Source organism: Cryobacterium sp. MDB1-18-1 (genome assembly GCF_004402735.1).
In the GTDB taxonomy this organism is placed as follows: Bacteria; Actinomycetota; Actinomycetes; order Actinomycetales; family Microbacteriaceae; genus Cryobacterium; species Cryobacterium glucosi.
Genome location: NZ_SOFR01000026.1, coordinates 85,550 through 106,363, shown reverse-complemented (window position 1 = coordinate 106,363; position 20,814 = coordinate 85,550). Strand labels below are relative to the sequence as shown.

Annotated in this window: 20 protein-coding genes; 10 read left to right on the top strand and 10 right to left on the bottom strand. The window is 67.2% G+C overall.

The genetic code is table 11. The features are described from left to right. Positions 1-83: 83 nt before the first annotated feature. Entirely contained in the window at positions 84-1,067 is a 984-nt protein-coding gene (locus E3O50_RS06895) for a zinc-binding dehydrogenase (protein WP_134560133.1), read from the bottom strand. A 20-nt stretch (positions 1,068-1,087) separates the two neighbouring features. Next, positions 1,088-1,798, bottom strand: a complete 711-nt coding sequence (fabG, locus tag E3O50_RS06890; protein WP_134448668.1) for a 3-oxoacyl-ACP reductase FabG — start codon at positions 1,796-1,798, stop codon at positions 1,088-1,090. Positions 1,799-1,932: 134 nt separating this feature from the next. On the opposite strand from fabG, the gene E3O50_RS06885 reads away from it, so the two are divergent. Genes E3O50_RS06885 through E3O50_RS06875 form a run of 3 tightly spaced genes read left to right on the top strand, consistent with a single transcriptional unit; the run spans position 1,933 to position 3,400 of the window. Continuing rightward, complete coding sequence (locus tag E3O50_RS06885; RefSeq protein WP_134448670.1) at positions 1,933-2,304, top strand: DUF3099 domain-containing protein; 372 nt, start codon at positions 1,933-1,935, stop codon at positions 2,302-2,304. Continuing rightward, positions 2,301-2,561, top strand: a complete 261-nt coding sequence (locus E3O50_RS06880) for a hypothetical protein (RefSeq protein ID WP_134448672.1) — start codon at positions 2,301-2,303, stop codon at positions 2,559-2,561. Before E3O50_RS06885 ends, E3O50_RS06880 begins: the two co-directional genes overlap by 4 nt. After that, positions 2,558-3,400 carry an SURF1 family protein gene (locus E3O50_RS06875; protein WP_134448674.1) on the top strand — a complete coding sequence of 281 codons (843 nt, stop codon included), beginning with the start codon at positions 2,558-2,560 and terminating at the stop codon, positions 3,398-3,400. Before E3O50_RS06880 ends, E3O50_RS06875 begins: the two co-directional genes overlap by 4 nt. Before the next feature lie 30 nt (positions 3,401-3,430). Here the strand turns inward: E3O50_RS06875 and E3O50_RS06870 are convergent, their stop codons facing one another. The 7 genes from E3O50_RS06870 to sufB form a co-directional block, all read right to left on the bottom strand. After that, complete coding sequence (locus E3O50_RS06870; RefSeq protein ID WP_134448675.1) at positions 3,431-5,029, bottom strand: ABC-F family ATP-binding cassette domain-containing protein; 1,599 nt, start codon at positions 5,027-5,029, stop codon at positions 3,431-3,433. A gap of 92 nt (positions 5,030-5,121) precedes the next feature. Then, entirely contained in the window at positions 5,122-5,763 is a 642-nt protein-coding gene (locus E3O50_RS06865; RefSeq protein WP_166790690.1) for a TetR family transcriptional regulator, read from the bottom strand. 152 nt (positions 5,764-5,915) lie between these two features. Further along, a complete protein-coding gene (locus E3O50_RS06860) occupies positions 5,916-6,245 on the bottom strand; it encodes a metal-sulfur cluster assembly factor (RefSeq protein WP_134448677.1) in 330 nt (109 codons plus the stop codon). A gap of 4 nt (positions 6,246-6,249) precedes the next feature. After that, positions 6,250-7,014: a Fe-S cluster assembly ATPase SufC gene (gene sufC / locus E3O50_RS06855; RefSeq protein ID WP_134448678.1), complete on the bottom strand. Its 765-nt coding sequence runs from the start codon at positions 7,012-7,014 to the stop codon at positions 6,250-6,252. Positions 7,015-7,068: 54 nt separating this feature from the next. Next, the gene (locus tag E3O50_RS06850) at positions 7,069-7,398 is read right to left on the bottom strand and encodes a non-heme iron oxygenase ferredoxin subunit (RefSeq protein WP_134448679.1); all 330 of its coding nucleotides are present in this window, start codon (positions 7,396-7,398) and stop codon (positions 7,069-7,071) included. 2 nt (positions 7,399-7,400) lie between these two features. Continuing rightward, the gene (gene sufD / locus E3O50_RS06845; RefSeq protein ID WP_134560129.1) at positions 7,401-8,630 is read right to left on the bottom strand and encodes a Fe-S cluster assembly protein SufD; all 1,230 of its coding nucleotides are present in this window, start codon (positions 8,628-8,630) and stop codon (positions 7,401-7,403) included. Beyond that, positions 8,631-10,049 (bottom strand): Fe-S cluster assembly protein SufB, encoded by a 1,419-nt coding sequence (gene sufB, locus E3O50_RS06840; RefSeq protein WP_134448681.1) that lies wholly within the window; start codon positions 10,047-10,049, stop codon positions 8,631-8,633. A gap of 263 nt (positions 10,050-10,312) precedes the next feature. On the opposite strand from sufB, the gene E3O50_RS06835 reads away from it, so the two are divergent. Next, entirely contained in the window at positions 10,313-11,254 is a 942-nt protein-coding gene (locus tag E3O50_RS06835) for a COX15/CtaA family protein (RefSeq protein ID WP_134560127.1), read from the top strand. 34 nt (positions 11,255-11,288) lie between these two features. On the opposite strand, the gene E3O50_RS06830 is transcribed toward E3O50_RS06835, so the two are convergent. Beyond that, entirely contained in the window at positions 11,289-12,230 is a 942-nt protein-coding gene (locus E3O50_RS06830) for a heme o synthase (RefSeq protein WP_134448683.1), read from the bottom strand. 256 nt (positions 12,231-12,486) lie between these two features. Between E3O50_RS06830 and tkt the strand changes: the two genes are divergently transcribed. The 6 genes from tkt to pgl all read left to right on the top strand — a co-directional run bounded on the left by tkt (position 12,487) and on the right by pgl (position 20,747). Beyond that, positions 12,487-14,580 (top strand): transketolase, encoded by a 2,094-nt coding sequence (tkt, locus tag E3O50_RS06825; RefSeq protein WP_134448684.1) that lies wholly within the window; start codon positions 12,487-12,489, stop codon positions 14,578-14,580. Between the two features lie 94 nt (positions 14,581-14,674). Beyond that, positions 14,675-15,814 carry a transaldolase gene (gene tal / locus E3O50_RS06820; protein ID WP_134448685.1) on the top strand — a complete coding sequence of 380 codons (1,140 nt, stop codon included), beginning with the start codon at positions 14,675-14,677 and terminating at the stop codon, positions 15,812-15,814. Continuing rightward, positions 15,811-17,415, top strand: a complete 1,605-nt coding sequence (locus E3O50_RS06815; protein WP_134448686.1) for a glucose-6-phosphate isomerase — start codon at positions 15,811-15,813, stop codon at positions 17,413-17,415. Before tal ends, E3O50_RS06815 begins: the two co-directional genes overlap by 4 nt. 61 nt (positions 17,416-17,476) lie before the next feature. Next, on the top strand, positions 17,477-19,018 hold the full coding sequence (gene zwf / locus E3O50_RS06810) for a glucose-6-phosphate dehydrogenase (protein WP_134448687.1): 1,542 nt from the start codon (positions 17,477-17,479) through the stop codon (positions 19,016-19,018). After that, the gene (locus E3O50_RS06805) at positions 19,015-19,980 is read left to right on the top strand and encodes a glucose-6-phosphate dehydrogenase assembly protein OpcA (RefSeq protein WP_134448688.1); all 966 of its coding nucleotides are present in this window, start codon (positions 19,015-19,017) and stop codon (positions 19,978-19,980) included. The genes zwf and E3O50_RS06805 overlap by 4 nt, the downstream gene beginning before the upstream one ends. Beyond that, positions 19,977-20,747 (top strand): 6-phosphogluconolactonase, encoded by a 771-nt coding sequence (gene pgl / locus E3O50_RS06800; protein WP_134448689.1) that lies wholly within the window; start codon positions 19,977-19,979, stop codon positions 20,745-20,747. Before E3O50_RS06805 ends, pgl begins: the two co-directional genes overlap by 4 nt. Positions 20,748-20,814: the final 67 nt, after the last annotated feature.

The window sequence follows — 20,814 nt, the reverse complement described above, 5'->3', positions numbered from 1 at the left end:
TACCGACCCCTGACGGACGCTGTGCATGTGACCGGCGCCGTTCGCCAGCGGTGTGACGATCCGTCCGACCTCAGTCGGGGAGTTCAGCGCGGAAGGACGACGAGTTTTCCGCCGGCGGTACCGGCCTCCATGTCGCGGTGGGCCTGCACGATCTCATCGAGCCTGTAGACACGGCCGAGCGGGACGCGCGCGTGACCGGCTGCGACGGCGTCGAGGAAGGCCTGCAACTCCGCTGATGTCAGGTCTGCGGCCTCTCCGGAATACGCGGTGAGGCGCACTCCGTTGGGAAGCCAGTCCATCGGGTAGAACTCGTCGATCGTCCAGGTGTCGGAGAGCATCCCGGTGAAGCAGACGGTGCCTCCGGCTCGCACCGCTCGGAGGGTGTCGCGCAGGACGTTGACGCCGACGAGCTCGACGGCTCCGTCGACACCGTCAGGCACGATCTCCCGCACCCGGCGCGCGACCTCGCCATCGTCGATGATGACGTGGTCGGCGCCTGCAGCCTCGAGCAGGCCGACGCTCGAGGGATTCCGCGTGGTCGAAAGCACCCGCATCCCGCGCAGCGCGCCGAGGGTGGCCAGCGCGAGGCCGACAGAGGACGTTCCGCCGCGGATGAGCAGGCTCTGGCCGTCGGCGGCCTGCAGCCCGACACGCAGCGACCCCGCCGCGGTCTGCAGCATCTCGGGCACGGCACCGAGCACGTCCCAGCCGAGTCCGCTGGTGAAGGGCACGACGATCGCGGCCGGCACCGACACGTATTCGGCGTAACCGCCGTCGAAGGAGCGGCCCATGCCGCCCATCATCGCGGCCACCTGGGCGCCGACGGGATACTCCCCACCCGGGGCATCCGCTATCGTTCCGACCGCTTCGATCCCAGGAATGCGCGGAAACGAGCCGGTCGACGCGACACCGGAACGGAAGTGGAGTTCGGACCGGTTGAGCCCGAAGGCCTCAACCCGGATCAGCACCCATCCGGGTCGCGGCGTCGGCATCGGCACGTCACGGACGCGCAGAACACCGGGGTCACCAGGCCCGTCGACGACAACCGCCCGCATTGTCGCCGTCATTGTCGGTCTCATGGCGGAGGTCAGTGACCCATTCCGAGTCCGCCGTCGACCGGGATCACGGCGCCGGAGATGTAACCGGCGTCGTCGCCCGCGAGCCACGTGACGACCTTGGCGACCTCGGCGGGGGAAGCGAAGCGTCCTGCCGGGATGTTCTTCTTGTATTCGGCCTGGACGGCCTCGGAAAGCTCCGCGGTCATCTCGGTCTCGATGAAGCCGGGTGCGACGACGTTCGCAGTGATGCCGCGGGCGCCGAGCTCGCGGGTGACCGAGCGGGCGAGCCCGACGAGCCCGCTCTTGGAGGCGGAGTAGTTGACCTGCCCGGCGGAACCGTAGAGGCCGACCACGCTCGAGATGAGCACGATCCGGCCGAACCTGGCCTTGAGCATGCCCTTGGATGCGCGCTTGACGACGCGGAAGGCACCGCTCAGGTTCGTGTCGATGACGGAGGTGAAGTCGTCTTCCGTCATCCGCATCAGAAGGGTGTCTTTGGTGATGCCGGCGTTGGCCACGACCACTTCAACCGGTCCGAGGGACGCTTCGATCTCGGTGAACGCGGCGTCGATCGATGCGGCGTCGGTGACGTCGGCACGTACCGTGAGGCTGCCCTCTGGGCCGGACCCGGAGCGGGCCGTGACCGCGACGCGATGGCCCTGGCGCACGAATTCTTCGGCGATGGCAAAGCCGATCCCACGGTTGCCCCCGGTCACGAGAACGGTCCTGACGGAGGGCATACGGTTCCAATCTATTCCCAGCGAACGACCAGCCGTACGCACGTATATTCCAGTTTACGGTGTCATCCCACAGACCGGGCGAGACGTAGGCTTATCAGGCAAAACCTCCACCGGTTGACCGAAGCGATGAGAGTATGAAACAGCAGTCGATCACGTCCCTGCCTCCGTCTCCGGAGGCCGAGCGACGCGCCCGGATGATCAAATACTCGGTGACCATGGGCATCCGGATGGTGTGCATCGTCCTGATGCTCTTCGTGCACGGCTGGTGGCTCCTGGTCTGCGCCGCCGGAGCGATCCTGCTCCCCTATTTCGCGGTCATCGTCGCAAACGTCCACGGAAACGGCGCGGGAACCGCCGTCGTCCGCCCGGGAGCCGTTCAGCTCTACCGCGGTCAGTCCTCGACCAGTCCTGAATCCTCGTCGGCCGCCCAGTCGCCACCCGGGCAAGCCTCCGACCGGCCGGCGCCGACTCACGACCCGTCCCGCGGCCCGGGTACGGACGAATGATCGGTTTCGACGACGACCTCGACGTACCGCGTTGTTCGAGGGCCGGCTGCCGGGAGGACGCGCAGTGGCGCATCGACTGGCGCAACCCGCGTATCCATACCGCTGACCGGGTCAAGACCTGGCTCGCCTGCCCGGAGCATGTCGAGTATCTGCGGGAATTCCTGGGTGCCAGGGACTTTCCGGTGGCCGTCTTCGCGCTCGAAGCTGCACCGGACACAACACCGGGCCGCCCGGCCGCAGGGACGGACCCGTCGTGACCGGCTGGAAGTTCGCCTTCACCCGCAGGTGGGCCGGATACCTCGTGCTCACCATCATCTTCGGCGCCGCCTGCGCCGGCCTCGGTATGTGGCAGTTCGCCAGGCGCAACGAGGCCCTCGTCGAGATCAACAAGGTCGACGCGAACTACGACCACATCCCGGTGAGCCTGACCGAAGCACTTCCCACTCTCGATTCCTTCAACGAGTCACAGAAGTGGCTGCCGGTGACGATGACGGGAACGTACCTCGTCGCCGATGAGCTGATCGTGCGGAATCGCCCGCTGAACGTGCACCCGGGCTTCGAGGTGCTCACGCCGCTGCTCCTCGCTGACGGCACGGTCTTCGTCGTCGATCGTGGCTGGGTCCCCACCGGCGAGACGGCGGAGGCCCCCGGCCCGGTTCCCGCAGCGCCGACGGGTGAAGTCACGGTCATCGCCAGGCTCAAGGCCGGAGAACCGACCCTTCCCGGGCGCACGGCGAGCGGGAACCAGATCGCCACGATCCACCTCGCCGACGTCGCCGACCGGGTCGGCGCACCCACGTACACCGCGGCATACGGCCTGATGGCCTCCGAGGATCCCGCGCCGGCCACCCGGCCGGCCGGCGTGACCAGGCCGGTCGCGGACGAAGGCTCGCACCTGTCGTACGCGTTCCAGTGGATGCTGTTCGCCCTGCTCGGCTTCATCGGGCTCGGCTGGGCGGTGCGGCAGGAATTCCGCTCTCTCAACGCGGACGACCCCGAAGAGCGCACGCGCGCGGAGGAACGCGCCCGCCGTGCGGCCGCCAAGCCGCGTACGGACGCAGAGGTCGAAGACGACCTCATCGACAGCACGCACTGACAGACAGTACGCACCGACCGATAGCGGAAGCTAGGCGAGCATGATCAGGTCGAGGTAGTCCTTGTTCCAGTGGTCCTCTGTGCCCTCCGGCATGATCAGCACGCGTTCCGGGTTGAGCGCCTCGACGGCGCCCTCGTCGTGGCTGACCAGGACGACGGCACCCTCGTAGTGCGCGAGCGCGTCGAGGATCTCGTCACGGCTCGCGGGGTCGAGGTTGTTCGTCGGTTCGTCGAGGAGTAACACGTTGGCGCCGGAGACCACGATCATCGCGAGGGCAAGCCTGGTCTTCTCTCCACCGGAAAGAACCCCGGCCGGCTTGTCGGAATCGTCACCGGTGAACAGGAACGAGCCGAGGACCCGGCGGGCTTCCATTTCGGTGATGTTCGGCGACGAGGACACCATGTTCTGCAGAACGCTGCGCTTGACGTCGATGGTCTCGTGTTCCTGCGCGTAGTACCCGATGCGGAGACCGTGGCCGGGGACGATCGTGCCGGTGTCCGGCTTGTCGACGCCCGCGAGCATCCGCAGAAGCGTGGTCTTGCCCGCACCGTTGAGGCCGAGGATGACGACCTTGGACCCGCGGTCGATCGCGAGGTCGACAGCTGCGAAGATCTCGAGGGAACCGTAGCTCTTCGAGAGGTCGTTCGCCATCAGCGGGGTGCGGCCGCACGGGGCCGGCACGGGGAAGCGCAGCTTGGCCACGCGGTCGACGGCTCGCACGGCGTCGAGTCCGGAGAGCAGCTTCTCAGCCCGGGCGACCATCTGGTGGGCCGCTGCGGCCTTGCTCGCCTTGGCGCCGAACTTTGCGGCCTGCAGCTGCAGGGTGGACGCCTTCTTCTCGGCGTTGGCGCGTTCCTTCTTACGACGGTCGGCGTCTGCGAGGCGCTGGCGCTGGTAGTTCTTCCAGTTCATGTTGTAGATGTCGATGACCATGCGGTTGGCATCGAGATAGAACACCCGGTTGACGGTCTCGCCGACGAGTTCGATGTCGTGGGAGATGATGATGACGCCGCCGCGGTAGTTCTTGACGAACTCGCGCAGCCAGACGACGGAATCGGCATCGAGGTGGTTGGTCGGTTCGTCGAGGATCATCGTCTCCGCGGCGGAGAACAGGATGCGGGCGAGCTCGATGCGGCGGCGCTGGCCGCCGGAGAGGGTCTGCAGCTCCTGGTCGAGGATCCGGTCCGGGAGGTTCAGGTTGCTCGCGATCGAGGCCGCCTCCGCCTCCGCTGCGTAGCCGCCGAGGGCGTTGAACTGGTCGGTGAGGTTGCCGTAGACCTTCATGGCCTTCGCGGCGACCTTGGGGTCGTCGCTGCCCATGTCGAGGCCGGCCTGGTAGAGGCCGAGGGAGATCGTGCCGAGGCCGCGGGCGTCGAGGATACGGGTGCGCGCGAGCATGGTCGGTTCACCGGAGCGCGGGTCCTGCGGAAGGTAGCCGATCTGGCCGGAGCGGTCGATCTGGCCGTGGGTCGGCATCGTCTCGCCCGCGAGCGTCTTCGTGAGGGTCGTCTTTCCCGCACCGTTGCGGCCGACGAGGCCGATCTTGTCGCCGGCGGAGACGCGGAAACTGACGTCTTCCATGAGCACGCGCGCCCCGACTCTGATTTCGAGGTTTTGCACACTGAGCACAGCAATAGTCCGTTCGGAAGGTTCGTGGGAGGGGTTCGGCCCGACCGGGCCAGCTATCTAGTATATTCTCGCGCGGCGACGGGGAGGGACGCTCAGAAAAGTGTGGCCCGGAGCGTGTTCCCGAGCCACTCCCGGTAGGCCCCGAGGGACCAGTCCAGATCGAGCACGAGGGAGCGGTAGACCTGCGGGTGGGCGAGCGCCCAGATCGCCGCGGCCGCCTCGTGGTCGCTGAGGCCGCTGCGCAACGCATGGCGGTCGCGCAACGCCGTTGCCGTCTCGCTGAAGTTGTGCAGCAACCGTGCGGACTGGCGCAGCTCGAGACGCGCCACGTCGGCCTCGACCCCCGCGGCCTGCGCGACGACCCTCCGCAGGGCGGCGGTGCGCACGTTCGTCTCGACGCACCAGTCGACGAGGAGGCGGATGATGTCGGTCGCCGAGCGCGGTCCGCTCGCCTCCCGGGGTGACGCAACCGGATCCTGGAGCGCGGACTCCCCACTGCCCGACGGCTCCGTGGCACCACGCTCGAGTACCGCCGCAAGCACGTCGGCCTTGAGGCCCACGGAATTGTAGATGGTCTGCACCGCGACACCGGCCTCCGCGGCGATCGCCGCGATGGATGCCGCGATGTACCCGCGCTCGAGCATGAGGCGCTCGGCCGCGTCGAGGATGACCGTCCTGGTCGCCTCGCTTTGCGCCGATCGACGGCTCGGCCGCGTCCTTCCGGGGGAATCCATCTCATTAGCATAGCGTTCCAATGAGTGGAGGAGCATACTAATTCAGTCGCGGGCGCGGGGATGCCGCCGGCCGACGGCATCCGCCGATTAACGCAGTGTCGCCCCGGATCGGAATCCGGGGCGACACTGGGCGGGTGATACTGGGGCGACGGTCAGATCGCGAAGCCGAGGGCGCGCATCATGTCACGGCCGTCGTCGGTGATCTTCTCAGGGCCCCACGGCGGCATCCAGACCCAGTTGATCCGGAACTGGTCGACGACCCCGTCGAGCGCTTCGGCGGTCTGCTCCTCGAGCACGTCGGTCAGCGGGCAGCCTGCCGAGGTCAGGGTCATGTGGATGATCAGGGCGTCGTTCTCGTCGTCCCAGCCCAAGTCGTAGATGAGGCCGAGGTCGACGACGTTGATGCCGAGCTCGGGGTCCATGACGTCTTTGAGCGCCTCTTCGATCTCATCGAATCGCTCGGGTGACAGCGTTGAAACCATGCGGTCAGCCTACGTTCGAATCGACGAGAAAGCGATCGTAGCCTTCGTCCTCGAGCCGGTCGGCAAGCTCGGGTCCGCCCTGCTCCGCGATCCGCCCGTTGACGAACACGTGCACGAAATCGGGCTCGATGTAGCGCAGGATGCGGGTGTAGTGCGTGATCAGGAGGATGCCGAGTCCGGTGTTCGCCTTGGCGCGGTTGACGCCCTCCGAGACGATCTTGAGCGCGTCGACGTCGAGGCCGGAGTCGGTTTCGTCGAGGATCGCGAACTTGGGCTTGAGCAGTTCGAGCTGCAGGATCTCGTTGCGCTTCTTCTCACCACCGGAGAAGCCCTCGTTCACGTTGCGCTCCGCAAAGCTCTTGTCCATGCGCAGGTTCGTCATGGACTGGCGGACGTCCTTGATCCAGGAACGGATCGCGGGCGCTTCGCCGTCGATCGCGGTCTTGGCGGTGCGCAGGAAGTTGGTGACGGTGACTCCGGGGATCTCGACCGGGTACTGCATCGCGAGGAAGAGGCCGGCGCGGGCGCGCTGGTCGACGGTCATGGTGAGGACTTCCTCACCGTCGAGCAGGATCGAGCCGCTGTCGGCGTGGTACTTGGGGTGGCCGGCGATCGTGTACGCGAGGGTCGACTTGCCGGAGCCGTTCGGCCCCATGATGGCGTGGATCTCACCCTCGTTGATCGTGAGGTTGACACCCTTCAGGATCTGCTTGGTGCCCTGGTCGGTCTCGACGCTGACGTGCAGGTCCTTGATCTCAAGAACTGACATGGATTCTCTGGTCTCTTTCATTCAACGGCGCGCAGGCGCCGGTACGTGTGGGGGTTACGCGGTGACGTAGTGCGGGGTCGGGTCGATGAAGACGTCGCCGTTGATCAGCTCGACCGTGAACACCGGAACGGGTTCGTAGGCGGGCAGGTTGAGCGGGCGACCGCTCTTCAGGGAGAACTTGGAGCCGTGTGCCCAGCATTCGACCGTGTCGTCTTCGACGAATCCCTCGGAGAGGGAGATGTCGCCGTGCGTGCAGGTGTCGCCGATCGCGAAGACGTCGCCGGCGCTGTCCCGCACCACGACGATGGGGACTCCGTCGATCTCGACCTTGACGGCCTGATTCTCTTCGAGTTCGTCGAAGGCGCAGATCTTCGTGGACGCCATGGTCAGTTCTCCTTGGTTGTTGCGGGTGCGCGGACCTCGTCGGTGCTGCGCAGTTCGGCTTCGATGGCCGCCTGGAGGCGGTCTTCGAGCGGTTGGGATCCGATGTGCTGCACGATCTCGCTCAGGAAGCCGCGCACGACGAGTCGCCGGGCCTCGTCTTCCGTGATTCCGCGGGACTGCAGATAGAACAGCTGCTCATCGTCGAAGCGGCCGGTCGCACTCGCGTGCCCGGCGCCCTTGATGTCACCCGTCTCGATCTCGAGGTTCGGGATCGAGTCCGCGCGGGTGCCTTCGGTCAGCACGAGGTTGCGGTTCTGTTCGTAGCTGTCGGTTCCAGGGGCGTTGCGACCGATCAGGACGTCGCCGATCCAGACCGTCCGAGCGCCTGCGCCCTGCAGGGCGCCCTTGTAGGTCACCCGGCTGCGGCTGTTCGCGGCGTCGTGGTGCACGTACACCTGCTGTTCGAGGTGCTGGCCGGCATCCGCGAAGTAGAGACCGTAGAGGTCGGTGTCGGAGCCGGGACCGGCGAGGCGCACCGAGGGGTTGACCCGCACGATGCTGCCGCCGAGGGACACGACGACGTGCTTGAGGTAGGCGTCGCGGCCGACGGATGCGAAGTGGTTGGCCAGCTGAACGGCACCGGTGTTCCACTCCTGCAGCGTGACGACCGTGAGGTGCGCGGACTCGCCGACGATGATCTCGAGGTTTTCGGTGAGGCGTGCGTCGCCGGTGTTCTCGAGGATGATCGTCGCCCGGCTGAACGGCCTGGCCTCGATGATCGTGTGGGCGCCGCGCGGGCCGGTGCCGAGACGGGCCCGGGTGATCGTGATCTCCTTGTCCTCTTCACCGGTGACGGTGATGGCCAGGGCCTTCTCGAAGCTCGTCCAGGCGTTGGCGGCGGCTCGTTCCTCCGGGGCGCCGACCGAACCGATGCGGGCGTCATCGCGCCCGACCCAGTCGATCGCGACACCGTCGGTCGGGGTCGAGTCGACGTCGTAGGCTGCGCCGTCGAGCTCGCCGGCCGTGAGGTCGGTGAACTTGGCGACCGGTGAGAGCTTCCATACGGCCTCGCGCCCCGTGACGGGGGCGAAGTCGGCGACGTCGACGCTCTTGAAGCGGTCGTTCCTGGTCTGCACGGGGACGAAGCCGAAGCGTCCGTCCGAGTGCGCCTTGATGCCGTGCTGTTCGCTGGTGGGCAGTGCTGCTGTTGTTGAAGTCGGGGCGGCGGACATTTAGCCGACGGATCCTTCCATGCCCATTTCGATGAGCTTGTTGAGTTCGAGGGCGTACTCCATCGGGAGCTCCCGTGCGATCGGTTCGATGAATCCTCTGACGATCATGGCCATGGCCTCGTCCTCGGGCATACCGCGGCTCATCAGGTAGAACAACTGCTCCTCGCTGACGCGGGAGACGGTGGCCTCATGGCCGAGCTGCACGTCGTCGACACGGATGTCGATGGACGGGTAGGTGTCGGAGCGGGACTGGGTGTCGACGAGCAGCGCGTCGCAGCGCACGGTGTTCGCGGAGTGGTGCGCACCGGCATCCACCCGGACTTCACCGCGGTACCCCGAGCGGCCGCCGCCGCGGGCGATGGACTTGGACACGATCGAGGACTGCGTGTACGGAGCCATGTGGATCATCTTGGCGCCGGCGTCCTGATGCTGGCCGGGACCGGCGAAGGCCACGGACAGGGTTTCGCCCTTGGCGTGCTCGCCCATCAGGTAGATCGACGGGTACTTCATGGTGACCTTGGAGCCGATGTTGCCGTCGATCCATTCCATGGTCGCGCCCTCTGCGGCTGTTGCGCGCTTCGTGACGAGGTTGTAGACGTTGTTCGACCAGTTCTGGATCGTCGTGTACCGAACTCGGGCGTTCTTCTTCACGATGATCTCGACGACGGCGGAGTGCAGCGAGTCCGACGAGTAGATCGGGGCGGTGCAGCCCTCGATGTAGTGCACGTAGCTGCCCTCGTCGGCGATGATGAGCGTGCGCTCGAACTGGCCCATGTTCTCCGTGTTGATCCGGAAGTACGCCTGGAGCGGGATCTCGACGTGCACGCCGGGCGGAACGTAGACGAAGGAGCCGCCAGACCAGACCGAGGTGTTGAGCGCGGCGAACTTGTTGTCACCGGAGGGGATCACGGTGCCGAAGTACTCCTTGAAGACCTCGGGGTATTCCTTGAGCGCGGTGTCCGTGTCCATGAAGATGACGCCCTGGGCTTCGAGCTCCTCATTGATCTGGTGGTAGACGACCTCTGACTCGTACTGGGCCGCGACGCCGGAGACGAGGCGCTGGCGCTCCGCCTCGGGGATGCCGAGCTTCTCGTAGGTCTTCTTGATGTCGTCAGGCAGGTCTTCCCAGGTCTGGGCCTGCTTCTCCGTTGAACGCACGAAGTACTTGATGTTGTCGAAGTCGATTCCGGACAGGTCGGCGCCCCACGTGGGCATCGGCTTGCGCTCGAACAGTTCGAGGGCCTTGAGCCGGCGCTGCAGCATCCAGTCCGGCTCGTTCTTGAGCTTCGAGATGTCGGTCACGACCTCTGGCGAGACGCCACGGCGGGCGGATGCGCCGGCCGCGTCGGAATCGGACCAGCCGAATTCGTACGTTCCCAGGCCCGCGAGTTCGGGCCGGTCGAGCAGGACGTCAGACATATTTACCTCTTCTCCCATCCACGACAACCCGGATATTAGTCCGGTCATTCCCGCACGGCTCCAAGCGAAGACGTGCGATGAACGGGTTGCGTGGGCGGCTACGTTGCGTACCTAAGATGATTAGAGGCGGCGAGGTGTCGAACCGCGGTTTGTACAACCGCGTGATCACCGCCCAGAAACACCTAATTCTACAGGTTCCCGATGCGTTAAGTGGCCGGACCCGGCGATTTCACATGCACCAGGCCCGAGAGGAAGCAGAACCCGTGAAACGGATTTCGGAATGGCTGCCCACGAGCGTTGACCGAAGGGTCCGCCTGATCGCGTGGGTGTACCTCGCCGCGCAGATCCTCCTCGTCGGCACGGGCGGCCTCGTCCGCCTGACAGGCTCAGGGCTCGGTTGCCCGACCTGGCCGAAATGCACCGACGGTTCGCTCGTCAACACGCCGGAGATGGGCATCCACGGCGTCATCGAGTTCGGCAACCGCCTGCTCGGTGCCGTACTCGGCCTCGTCGCGGTCCTTGCCTTCCTCGCCGTCGTGCGGCTGCGTCGCGAACGCCCCGACCTGTTCCGCCTCGCCCTGTTCGCCGGGCTCGGCATCCCCGCCCAGGCGGTCATCGGGGGCATCAGCGTGCTCACGCAGCTCGACCCCACCGTCGTCGGACTGCACTTCGTCATCTCCGCAGTGCTCGTGGCGCTCTGCACGGCCTTCGTCTACCGGGTCTACACCGGCAACGGCCAGCGGGCTGCCGTCGTGCCCCGCTGGTACGCGATCCTCACGCATGTGACGAGCGCCGTGGTCGCCGTCACAATCGTCGTCGGCATCCTTACGACCGGTTCCGGGCCGCACGCCGGTGACGAGAATGCACCGCGAAACGGGCTCGACTCGGAGTTCCTGCAGCACGTGCACAGCTGGCCCGCCTACCTGACCGTCGCGCTCACCATCGCCCTCGTCATCGGCGCCTGGGGCCTCGGCCGGTCGCTCCGCACCTGGACCCTGGCCCTGCTCGGTGTCGAGGCCGTCCAGGTCGTCGTGGGGCTCGTTCAGGCGAACACCGGACTACCGACCGGCCTCGTCGGAATCCACATGGTCCTCGCGTGCGTACTCGCGGCCGCGATGACCGCCGTCGTACTGCACCTCAAAGAGCCGGTGGCGCAGCCCGTCGACGCCACTCCCCCGGTTCCGCACCAGGCAACCGCACGCTGACGCACCCGGCTCTGCTGGGAAGCCCCCGCGCGACCTAGAAGGGGAGCAACGGGTCGACGCCCACGGCGACGAAGAGCAGTGTCAGGTACGTGATCGAACCGTGGAACACCCGCATCGGCGAGACCACCTCGTGACGGATAGCGAGGTTGTACAGGCGGTGGGTCTCGTAGATGAACCAGCCGCCGGTGACGAGCGCGACCCCGGTATAGAGCAGGCCCATCGAAGCGACCGGGATCAGGAGCAGTGAGCACGCGACGGTCGCCCACGCGTAGAGGATGACCTGGAGGCCGACCTGGGCGCGTCCGCGCACGACGGCGAGCATCGGGACGCCGGCGGCCTGGTACTCGGCGCGGTATTTCATGGAGAGCGGCCAGTAGTGCGGCGGGGTCCACAGGAAGATGATCGCGAACAGGATCAGCGGCGGCCAGGACAGGTCGCCGGTGACGGCGGCCCAGCCGATCAGTACGGGCATGCAGCCGGCGATTCCGCCCCAGACGATGTTCTGGGCGGTGCGGCGCTTGAGGATGATCGTGTAGAAAACGACATAAAGCAGGATTGCGCCGAGCGAGAGAGCCGCGGCGACCCAGTTCGTGAAGACCAGGAGCCACACGATCGACGCGGCACCGAGCACCCACGCGAAGACGAGGGCCTCCCGGTCGCTGAGCTCGCCGGTGACGAGCGGCCGGTTCATCGTGCGCTTCATCACGCGATCGATGTCGCGGTCGATGTAGCAGTTGAACGCGCCGGCGGATCCTGCGCTGAGCGCCCCGCCGATGAGGGTCGCGAGCACGAGCCACAGGCTCGGAATCCCGCGTTCGGCGAGCAGCATGGTCGGCGCTGTCACAACGAGTAACAGTTCGACGACGCGCGGCTTGGTCAGGGAGAGGTAGGCGAGGAAGGTCCGACGGAAGCCTCGCGCTCCCCTGCCGCCGGGCGCCTGCACGCCCGCGGGGGTCGCGTCCTGGGAGATCTGCATAGTGGATTGAGTCTAACCAGTCCCGGCCGGGCGGAAGCCCATTCGAGGATCGTTCAGCTTTACGCCGGTCAACCTCACCCGGCCATGCCGACTGCCTATACTTGGGGGTGCTCGCCAATCATGGCGCGTGTCGGTGCGTCCTGGAAAATGGGCATTCGCCTGCCGCGCCGGATGACGTCGATGTCCACGGGCGCGCTCAATCCAACGGGTGCGGGTTTCCAAGGCCTGCCCTAGCTTGACGAAGGGTAACTACGAAGTGGCAGCACTGCAGTGGGATTCGATTGACAACAGGGCGGTCGACACGGCTCGCATTCTCGCGGCGGACGCCGTCGAGAAGGTCGGGAACGGCCACCCGGGCACGGCGATGAGCCTCGCCCCCGTCGCATACCTTCTCTTCCAGAAGGTCATGCGCCGCGATCCCTCTGACAATGAATGGATCGGCCGCGACCGCTTCATTCTCTCGGTCGGCCACAGCTCCCTGACCCAGTACGTCCAGCTCTACCTGGGCGGTTACGGCCTCGAGCTCGACGACCTCAAGGCTCTCCGCACCTGGGGTTCCAAGACCCCCGGTCACCCGGAATACGGCCACACCGACGGTGTCGAGATCACGACGGGCCCGCTCGGCCAGGGCCTCGCGTCCGCCGTCGGCTTCGCATACGCGTCCCGCTTCGAACGCGGACTGTTCGACCCGGAGACCGCGGCGGGCGAGAGCCCCTTCGACCACTTCGTCTACGTCATCGCGGGCGACGGCGACATGCAGGAGGGCATCACGAGCGAGGCATCCTCCCTCGCCGGCCACCAGCAGCTCGGCAACCTGATCGCGATCTACGACTCCAACCAGATCTCGATCGAGGACGACACCAACATCGCCTTCACCGAAGACGTCGCCGCCCGGTACGAGGCCTACCACTGGCACGTGCAGACCGTGGACTGGAAGAAGACCGGCGAATACGTCGAAGACCTCCACGCCCTCAACGACGCGATCGACGCGGCGAAGGCCGTCACGGACAAGCCGTCGCTGATCATCCTCAAGACGATCATCGGCTGGCCAAGCCCGAAGAAGCAGAACACCGGCAAGATCCACGGCTCGGCGCTCGGCGCCGCGGAACTCGCAGCCGTGAAGGAGGTCCTCGGCTTCGATCCGGCCGAGAACTTCTTCGTCGCCCCCGATGTCATCGAGCACACCCGCGAGGCGCTCACCCGCGGCTCCGACGAGCATGCCCGGTGGACGGTGCAGTTCGACGCCTGGGCCGCCGCGAACCCGGACGGCAAGGTCCTCCTCGACCGGATCCTGGCCGGCGACCTGCCCGAGGGCGTGGATGCCGCGCTGCCCGTCTTCGAGGCCGGCACCGAGGTCTCCACCCGTGCAGCTTCCGGCAAGGTCCTCACCGCGCTCGGCGCCGTGATCCCCGAGCTCTGGGGCGGTTCCGCCGACCTCGCCGAGTCGAACAACACCACCATCGGCGGTGCCCGGTCCTTCATTCCGGCCGAGCACTCGACCCACGAGTGGACCGGCAACGAGTACGGCCGCGTCCTGCACTTCGGGATCCGCGAGCACGCGATGGGCGCGATCCTGAACGGCATCGTGCTGCACGGCAACACCCGCCCGTTCGGTGGCACCTTCCTGATCTTCAGCGACTACATGCGCCCGGCCGTTCGCCTCGCTGCGCTGATGAAGGCGCCGTCGATCTTCGTCTGGACCCACGACTCCGTCGCCCTCGGCGAGGACGGCCCGACCCACCAGCCGGTCGAGCAGCTCGCGACCCTCCGCGCCATCCCCGGGCTCGACGTCGTGCGCCCCGGCGACGCCAACGAGGTCTCCTGGGCGTGGAAGACGATCCTCGAGCGCCGCGAAGGCCCCGCGGGCATCGTCCTCACCCGCCAGAACATCCCCGTGTTCGAGCGCGGCGACGGCGACGCGAGCGGCGAGGTCTTCGCCTCCGCCCGCAACGTCGCCAAGGGCGCGTACATTCTCGCCGAAGCGCCGAACGGCACCCCCGACGTCATCCTGATCGCCACGGGTTCCGAGGTCCAGCTGGCCGTGAACGCCCGTGCGGCGCTCGCGTCCGAGGGCATCAACGCCCGCGTCGTGTCTGCGCCGAGCCTCGAGTGGTTCCGGGAGCAGACAGCGGAGTACCGCGAGTCCGTGCTGCCCGCCGGCATCACCGCCCGCGTGTCCGTCGAGGCCGGTATCGCGCTGACCTGGGACCGCTACGTCGGCGACCGCGGCCGCAGCATCTCGATCGAGCACTTCGGCGCCTCCGCAGATTACAAGACGCTGTTCCGTGAATTCGGAATCACCACCGAGGCCGTCGTCGCCGCCGCGAAGGACTCGCTCGCCGCTCACTGAGCTCCCCGCCGGGCGGGGAGCCTGCGGCAACGCTGAGCTCCCCGCCCGACTCCCGCACACGTCACACACCATGTATCACAAGGAGATTGTCCCCATGACCGATACCACCCCCACCGCCGAGCTCTCCGCCGCCGGCGTCAGCATCTGGCTCGACGACCTCTCCCGCCAGCGCATCGCCTCCGGCGGGCTGCAGGACCTCATCGACACCAGGAACGTCGTCGGCGTCACGACGAACCCGACCATCTTCGCCGGCGCGCTCAGCAAGGGCGAAGCCTACGTCGACCAGGTCGCCGCCCTCGCCGCGTCCGGCGCGACCGTGCAGGAAGCCGTCTTCGAGATCACGACCGACGACGTCACCGCAGCGAGCGACATCTTCCGTCCCGTCTACGACCGCACCAACGGTGTCGACGGCCGCGTCTCGATCGAGGTCGAGCCCGGCCTCGCCCACGACGCCGCCGGAACCGTCGCCCAGGCCCAGGAGCTGTGGGCCAAGGTCAACCGCCCCAACGCCATGATCAAGATCCCCGCGACCATCGAGGGCCTCGAGGCCATCACCGCGACGATCGCCCTCGGCATCAGCGTGAACGTCACCCTGATCTTCAGCCTGCAGCGTCACCGCGAGGTCATCAACGCGTACCTGTCCGGCCTCGAAAAGGCCAAGGCCGCCGGGATCGACCTGAGCACGATCCACTCCGTCGCGTCCTTCTTCGTCTCCCGCGTCGACACCGAGATCAACCAGCGCCTCGAGGCCATCGGCACCGAGACGGCGATCGCCCTCAAGAGCAAGGCCGGCGTCGCGAACGCGCAGCTCGCATACGAGGTCTTCCAGCAGGCCTTCTCCACCGAGCGCGCCCTCGGCCTCCTCGCGGCCGGCGCCAACAAGCAGCGTCCGCTCTGGGCGTCGACGGGCGTCAAGGATGCAGCGCTCCCCGACACCCTCTACGTGACGAACCTCGTCGCGCCCGAGGTCGTCAACACCATGCCGGAGAAGACCCTCGACGCGACCTTCGACCACGGGGTCATCCCGGCGGACTCGATCACGGGCGCATACGACGAGGCGAACGCTGTCCTCGACGCCCTTGCGAACGAAGGCGTTTCCTACGTCGACGTCACGCAGGTCCTCGAGTCCGAGGGCGTTGCGAAGTTCATCATTTCCTGGAACGAACTCCTCGACACCGTGACGGTTGCCCTGGACGCAGCCAAGAACAACGCGGAAGCCCCGTCGGCCCTGTGAGTTTCCGCATCGCGGTGACCGGGGCGGCGGCCGATGCGGCACGCCGAACCGTTCCCACCCTGGTGTCCGACCTGGTCGCCTCGGGGATCACGGCCCTCGACCCCGCACTGTGGGGCCCTGAGGCCGAGTCCGAGGCGGCCAAGCGTCTCGGCTGGACCGAGTCCGTTGCCGTTTCACGCCCGCTCGTCCCGGAGATCCTCGCTCTCCGGGCGACCCTGGCCTCGGCCGGTGTCACCCGGATCGCGCTCGCCGGCATGGGCGGTTCCTCGCTCGCACCGGAGGTCATCACCCGCACGGCCGGCGTCGCGTTGACCGTGCTCGACTCGACCGACCCCGGCCAGGTACTCGCGGCCCTCGACGACCACCTCGCGGAGACGGCGCTGGTCGTCTCCTCGAAGTCCGGGTCGACCGCGGAGACCGACAGCCAGTGTCGCGTGTTCGAACGCGCCTTCCGGGAAGCCGGCATCGACCCCATCGGCCGCATCGTCGTCGTGACCGACCCCGGTTCGCCGCTCGACACCTCCGCTCGGGCGGCCGGTTACCGCGTCTTCAACGCGGACCCGACCGTGGGAGGACGTTTCTCCGTGCTCACCGCGTTCGGGCTGGTTCCATCGGGACTCGCCGGCGTCGACATCGGTGAGCTGCTCGACGAGGCGGAGGCCGTTTCGCTCGCGCTCGCGGTCGACAGCCCGGAAAACCCCGGGCTCATCCTCGGCGCCGCGATCGCTGCGACGGAGCCACGGCGTGACAAGCTCGCGCTCGTCGCAGACGGCACCCACATCGTCGGGTTCCCTGACTGGGCGGAACAGCTCATCGCGGAGTCGACCGGCAAGATCGGCACCGGAATCCTCCCCGTTGTCCTCGAGCTCGGCGCCCCCGAACTCACCGAGAACCTCCCGGACCTGCAGGTCCTGCGCCTCGTCGAGGACGCGGGCACCACGATCTTTCCCGCGGACGGCACCGATGAGATCCGCGTGAGCGGCACCCTCGGCGCACAATTCCTGGTCTGGGAATACGCCACCGTGGTCGCTGGACGGCTGCTCGGGATCAACCCCTTCGACCAACCGGACGTGGAGGCAGCCAAGGTCGCCACCCGCGCGCTGCTCGACGGCCGACCCGAGCCGGCGCCCGCGGCGTTCATCTCCGACGGCATCGAGGTGCGCGGCACCGCACACGTCATCGGCGCGGCGAGCGACCTCGCCTCAGCGATCGACGCGCTCCTCGAGGAGCTCGGCCCCGACGGGTACGTCTCCGTCCAGGCCTACGTGAACCGCCTCGAGCTGCCACAGCTCGCCGGCATCCGTGACCTGGTCGCGAAGCTCTCGAAACGTCCCGTCACATTCGGCTGGGGCCCCCGGTTCCTGCACTCGACCGGCCAGCTCCACAAGGGCGGTCAGCCATCCGGTGTGTTCCTGCAGATCCTCGCGACCGCACAGGAGGACCTGTCGATTCCGGATCGTCCGTTCACCTTCGGCGAACTCATTCAGGCGCAGGCCAGCGGCGACGCGAGTGTTCTCGCTCAGCACGGCCGTCCGGTGCTCACCCTCACTCTCACCGACCCCGCGGCGAATATCGCCGCCCTGTTCGGCGCCCTCAAGTAGAAGTCGTCCCCTGCAGCGGGGCCTGCTCCGGCGGGCCTCGTTGCCACAGAAAAGGAGTTGCATGTCCCCGGTGGAAATCACCCCGGAGTTCAATCCGCTGCGGTCGTCCTCTGATTACCGTCTGAATCGCATCGCGGGGCCCTCGAGCCTCGTGATCTTCGGCGTAACCGGCGACCTGTCCCGGAAGAAACTCATGCCCGCGGTCTACGACCTCGCCAACCGCGGACTCCTTCCGCCCGGATTCGCCCTCGTCGGCTTCGCGAGGCGCGACTGGGACGACGAGGACTTCTCCCAAGTGGTCCACGACTCGGTCAAGCAGTATGCCCGCACCGAGTTCAACGAGGATGTCTGGGCCCAGCTCTCCGAGGGCATCCGCTTCGTGCAGGGCACCTTCGACGACGACGACTCCTTCGAACGGCTCAAGGACACCATCGCCGAGCTCGACCGCGAGCGGGGCACGATGGGCAACCATGCGTTCTACCTGTCGATCCCGCCGAAGGCGTTCCCGCAGGTCGTCGGCCAGTTGCGCCGGTCCGGCCTCGCCGAGCAGAAGGACGGCCAGTGGCGTCGTGTCGTGATCGAAAAGCCCTTCGGCAGCGACCTGAAAACCGCCCGTGAGCTCAACGACGTCGTCGAATCCGTGTTCCCGCCCGACTCCGTGTTCCGGATCGACCACTATCTGGGCAAAGAGACGGTGCAGAACATCCTCGCGCTGCGCTTCGCGAACCAGCTCTACGAACCGATCTGGAACTCGAACAACGTCGACCACGTGCAGATCACGATGGCCGAGGACATCGGCGTCGGAGGACGCGCGGGCTACTACGACGGAATCGGTGCCGCCAGGGACGTGATCCAGAACCACCTCCTGCAGCTCCTCGCCCTCACGGCGATGGAGGAGCCCATCTCCTTCGACGCGGCCGACCTGCGCACCGAGAAGGAGAAGGTCCTCGCATCCGTCCGGCTCCCGGACAACCTCGCGACCGGAACCGCCCGCGGCCAGTACGCCGGCGGTTGGCAGGGCGGTGAGAAGGTTCTCGGATTCCTCGAAGAGGACGGAATGGACCCGGAGTCGCTCACGGAAACCTACGCGGCGCTGCGCCTCACCATCGAGACGCGCCGCTGGTCCGGCGTGCCGTTCTATCTGCGGGCAGGCAAGCGACTCGGCCGCAGGGTGACCGAGATCGCTGTCGTGTTCAAGCGCGCCCCCCAGCATCTGTTCGCCAAGGAGAACACGGCTGCCCTCGGATCCAATGCACTCGTGATCCGGGTGCAGCCCGACGAGGGCGTCACGATCCGATTCGGCTCCAAGGTCCCCGGCGTCGGCATGCAGGTGCGCGACGTCACGATGGACTTCGGCTATGGCCATGCCTTCACCGAGGCGAGCCCGGAGGCGTACGAACGGTTGATCCTCGACGTGCTCCTCGGCGACCCGCCGTTGTTCCCCCGTCACGAAGAGGTCGAACTCTCGTGGAAGATCCTCGACCCGGTCGAGAAGTTCTGGTCCGAGCAGGGCCAGCCCGAACAGTACCGCCCCGGAACCTGGGGCCCCTCGTCCGCGGACGAGCTCTTGGCCAGGGACGGCCGTCAATGGAGGCGCCCATGATCGTCGATCTGCCAGACACGAACACCTCGAAGATCTCGAAGGCCCTCGTCCGCATCCGGGAAGAGGGCGGCGCCGTCGCCCTCGGCCGGGTGCTGACCCTGATCATCGCGTCGACCATGGGACGCGAGGAGGAGGCCATCGAGGCCGCAAACGACGCATCCCGTGAACATCCGATGCGCGTCATCGTCGTCTCCACCCAGGAAGAAACCGAATCGGAGACCCCCGTCGACGCGAAGGTCGACGCGGAGATCCGCGTCGGCGGAGACGCCGGGGCGAGCGAAGTCATCGTGCTGCGCGCGTACGGCGAAGCCGCGAGCGACCCGGAGAGCCTGGTCACAGGCCTCCTGCTGCCCGATGCCCCCGTCGTGACGTGGTGGCCGGGCGTCGCCCCCGTCATCCCGGCGGACTCTCCGCTCGGGCGCCTCGCCTACCGGCGGATCACGGATTCCTCCGCCCAGCCGGACCCGCAGGCCGCCCTGCACCGGCTGTGCTCCTCGTACCGCCCCGGCGACACCGACTTCGCCTGGACGCGGCTCACGCTCTGGCGGGCACAGCTCGCCGCCGTTCTCGACCAGCCGCCGTACGAAGCCGTCACAGCCGTCCAGGTCTCCGGCGCGGCCGACTCCCCCTCGACGACGCTGCTCGCCGCCTGGCTGCAGCTCCAGCTCGCCGTGGACGTCGACTACGAGTTCACCGGTGGGGCCAAAGCGAGCGGAATCCACGGCGTGCACTTCACCCGGGCATCCGGTGTGATCTCGCTCGAGCGTGAACTGCCGGGCATCGCAACCCTCACCCAGCCCGGCCAGCCCGTGCAGGACCTCACCCTCAAGCGCCGCAGCCTCCGGGATTGCCTCAGCGACGAGCTTCGCCGGCTCGATCCCGACGAGTTGTATGGTGAAGTGATCACCCGCGGACTGCCGAACCTGGACGCGGTTGCAGACAAAACCGGAGGACGACCGTGACACACGAACGACGCGTACTAGTGCATGCAGACCGGGCGGCCCTCGCCGCATCGGTCGCGGCACGATTCATCACCACCGCGGTCGACCTCCTCCACGAGGAGGGCGACATCCATGTCGTCCTCACCGGGGGAAGCGTCGCGACAGAGGTGCTCGACGCTGTCAACGCTTCCGCGGCCAGGGACACCGTCGACTGGGAGCACGTGAACTTCTGGTGGGGCGACGAACGCTGGTTGCCGTACGCCGACCCGGAACGCAACGAACTCCAGGCCCGTACCGCACTCCTCGACCACCTCGACATCCCCGCGGAGAACATCCACCCGTTTGCGTCCTCCGACGGACCGCTCGACCTCGACGCGGCCGGAGCAGCCTATGCGGAGGAGCTCGAGGCAGCCTCGAACGACGGAACCGTGCTGCCGCGCTTCGATATCACCTTCCTCGGCGTCGGCCCGGACGGGCACATCGCCTCGCTGTTCCCGCACCTCCCGGGAATCCGCGAGGACACCGCGAGCGTGCTCACGGTGCGCAATTCCCCCAAGCCCCCGGCCGAACGGCTCACCCTGAGCCGCCCTGCCCTGAACTCGTCGCGCTGCATCTGGCTGGTCCTCGCAGGGCCGGACAAGGCATCCGCCCTCGGGCTCGCACTCGCCGGTGCCAGCAGGGACGAGGTTCCTGTTGCGGGCATCAAGGGGCGCCGCTACACGAACTTCTTCGTGGACCGGGAAGCGGCCGCAGAGGTACCGGAGAACCTGACCGCGTCGTCGTTCTGACACCGTTCGCGCACGAAAAAGCCCCGACCGTGGTCGGGGCTTTTTCGTGTCCGATGGACGAAAGGTC

Excerpts from the sequence above, each read along its gene's own strand:
- E3O50_RS06860 (WP_134448677.1), bottom strand. The coding sequence starts at position 6,245 with ATGGTTTCAACGCTGTCACCCGAGCGATTCGATGAGATCGAAGAGGCG.
- E3O50_RS06830 (WP_134448683.1), bottom strand. The coding sequence starts at position 12,230 with ATGCAGATCTCCCAGGACGCGACCCCCGCGGGCGTGCAGGCGCCCGGC.
- sufD (WP_134560129.1), bottom strand. The coding sequence starts at position 8,630 with ATGTCCGCCGCCCCGACTTCAACAACAGCAGCACTGCCCACCAGCGAA.
- sufC (WP_134448678.1), bottom strand. The coding sequence starts at position 7,014 with ATGTCAGTTCTTGAGATCAAGGACCTGCACGTCAGCGTCGAGACCGAC.
- E3O50_RS06850 (WP_134448679.1), bottom strand. The coding sequence starts at position 7,398 with ATGGCGTCCACGAAGATCTGCGCCTTCGACGAACTCGAAGAGAATCAG.
- tal (WP_134448685.1), top strand. The coding sequence starts at position 14,675 with ATGACCGATACCACCCCCACCGCCGAGCTCTCCGCCGCCGGCGTCAGC.
- E3O50_RS06880 (WP_134448672.1), top strand. The coding sequence starts at position 2,301 with ATGATCGGTTTCGACGACGACCTCGACGTACCGCGTTGTTCGAGGGCC.
- fabG (WP_134448668.1), bottom strand. The coding sequence starts at position 1,798 with ATGCCCTCCGTCAGGACCGTTCTCGTGACCGGGGGCAACCGTGGGATC.
- sufB (WP_134448681.1), bottom strand. The coding sequence starts at position 10,049 with ATGTCTGACGTCCTGCTCGACCGGCCCGAACTCGCGGGCCTGGGAACG.
- E3O50_RS06805 (WP_134448688.1), top strand. The coding sequence starts at position 19,015 with ATGATCGTCGATCTGCCAGACACGAACACCTCGAAGATCTCGAAGGCC.
- E3O50_RS06865 (WP_166790690.1), bottom strand. The coding sequence starts at position 5,763 with ATGGATTCCCCCGGAAGGACGCGGCCGAGCCGTCGATCGGCGCAAAGC.
- E3O50_RS06885 (WP_134448670.1), top strand. The coding sequence starts at position 1,933 with ATGAAACAGCAGTCGATCACGTCCCTGCCTCCGTCTCCGGAGGCCGAG.
- zwf (WP_134448687.1), top strand. The coding sequence starts at position 17,477 with ATGTCCCCGGTGGAAATCACCCCGGAGTTCAATCCGCTGCGGTCGTCC.
- E3O50_RS06895 (WP_134560133.1), bottom strand. The coding sequence starts at position 1,067 with ATGACGGCGACAATGCGGGCGGTTGTCGTCGACGGGCCTGGTGACCCC.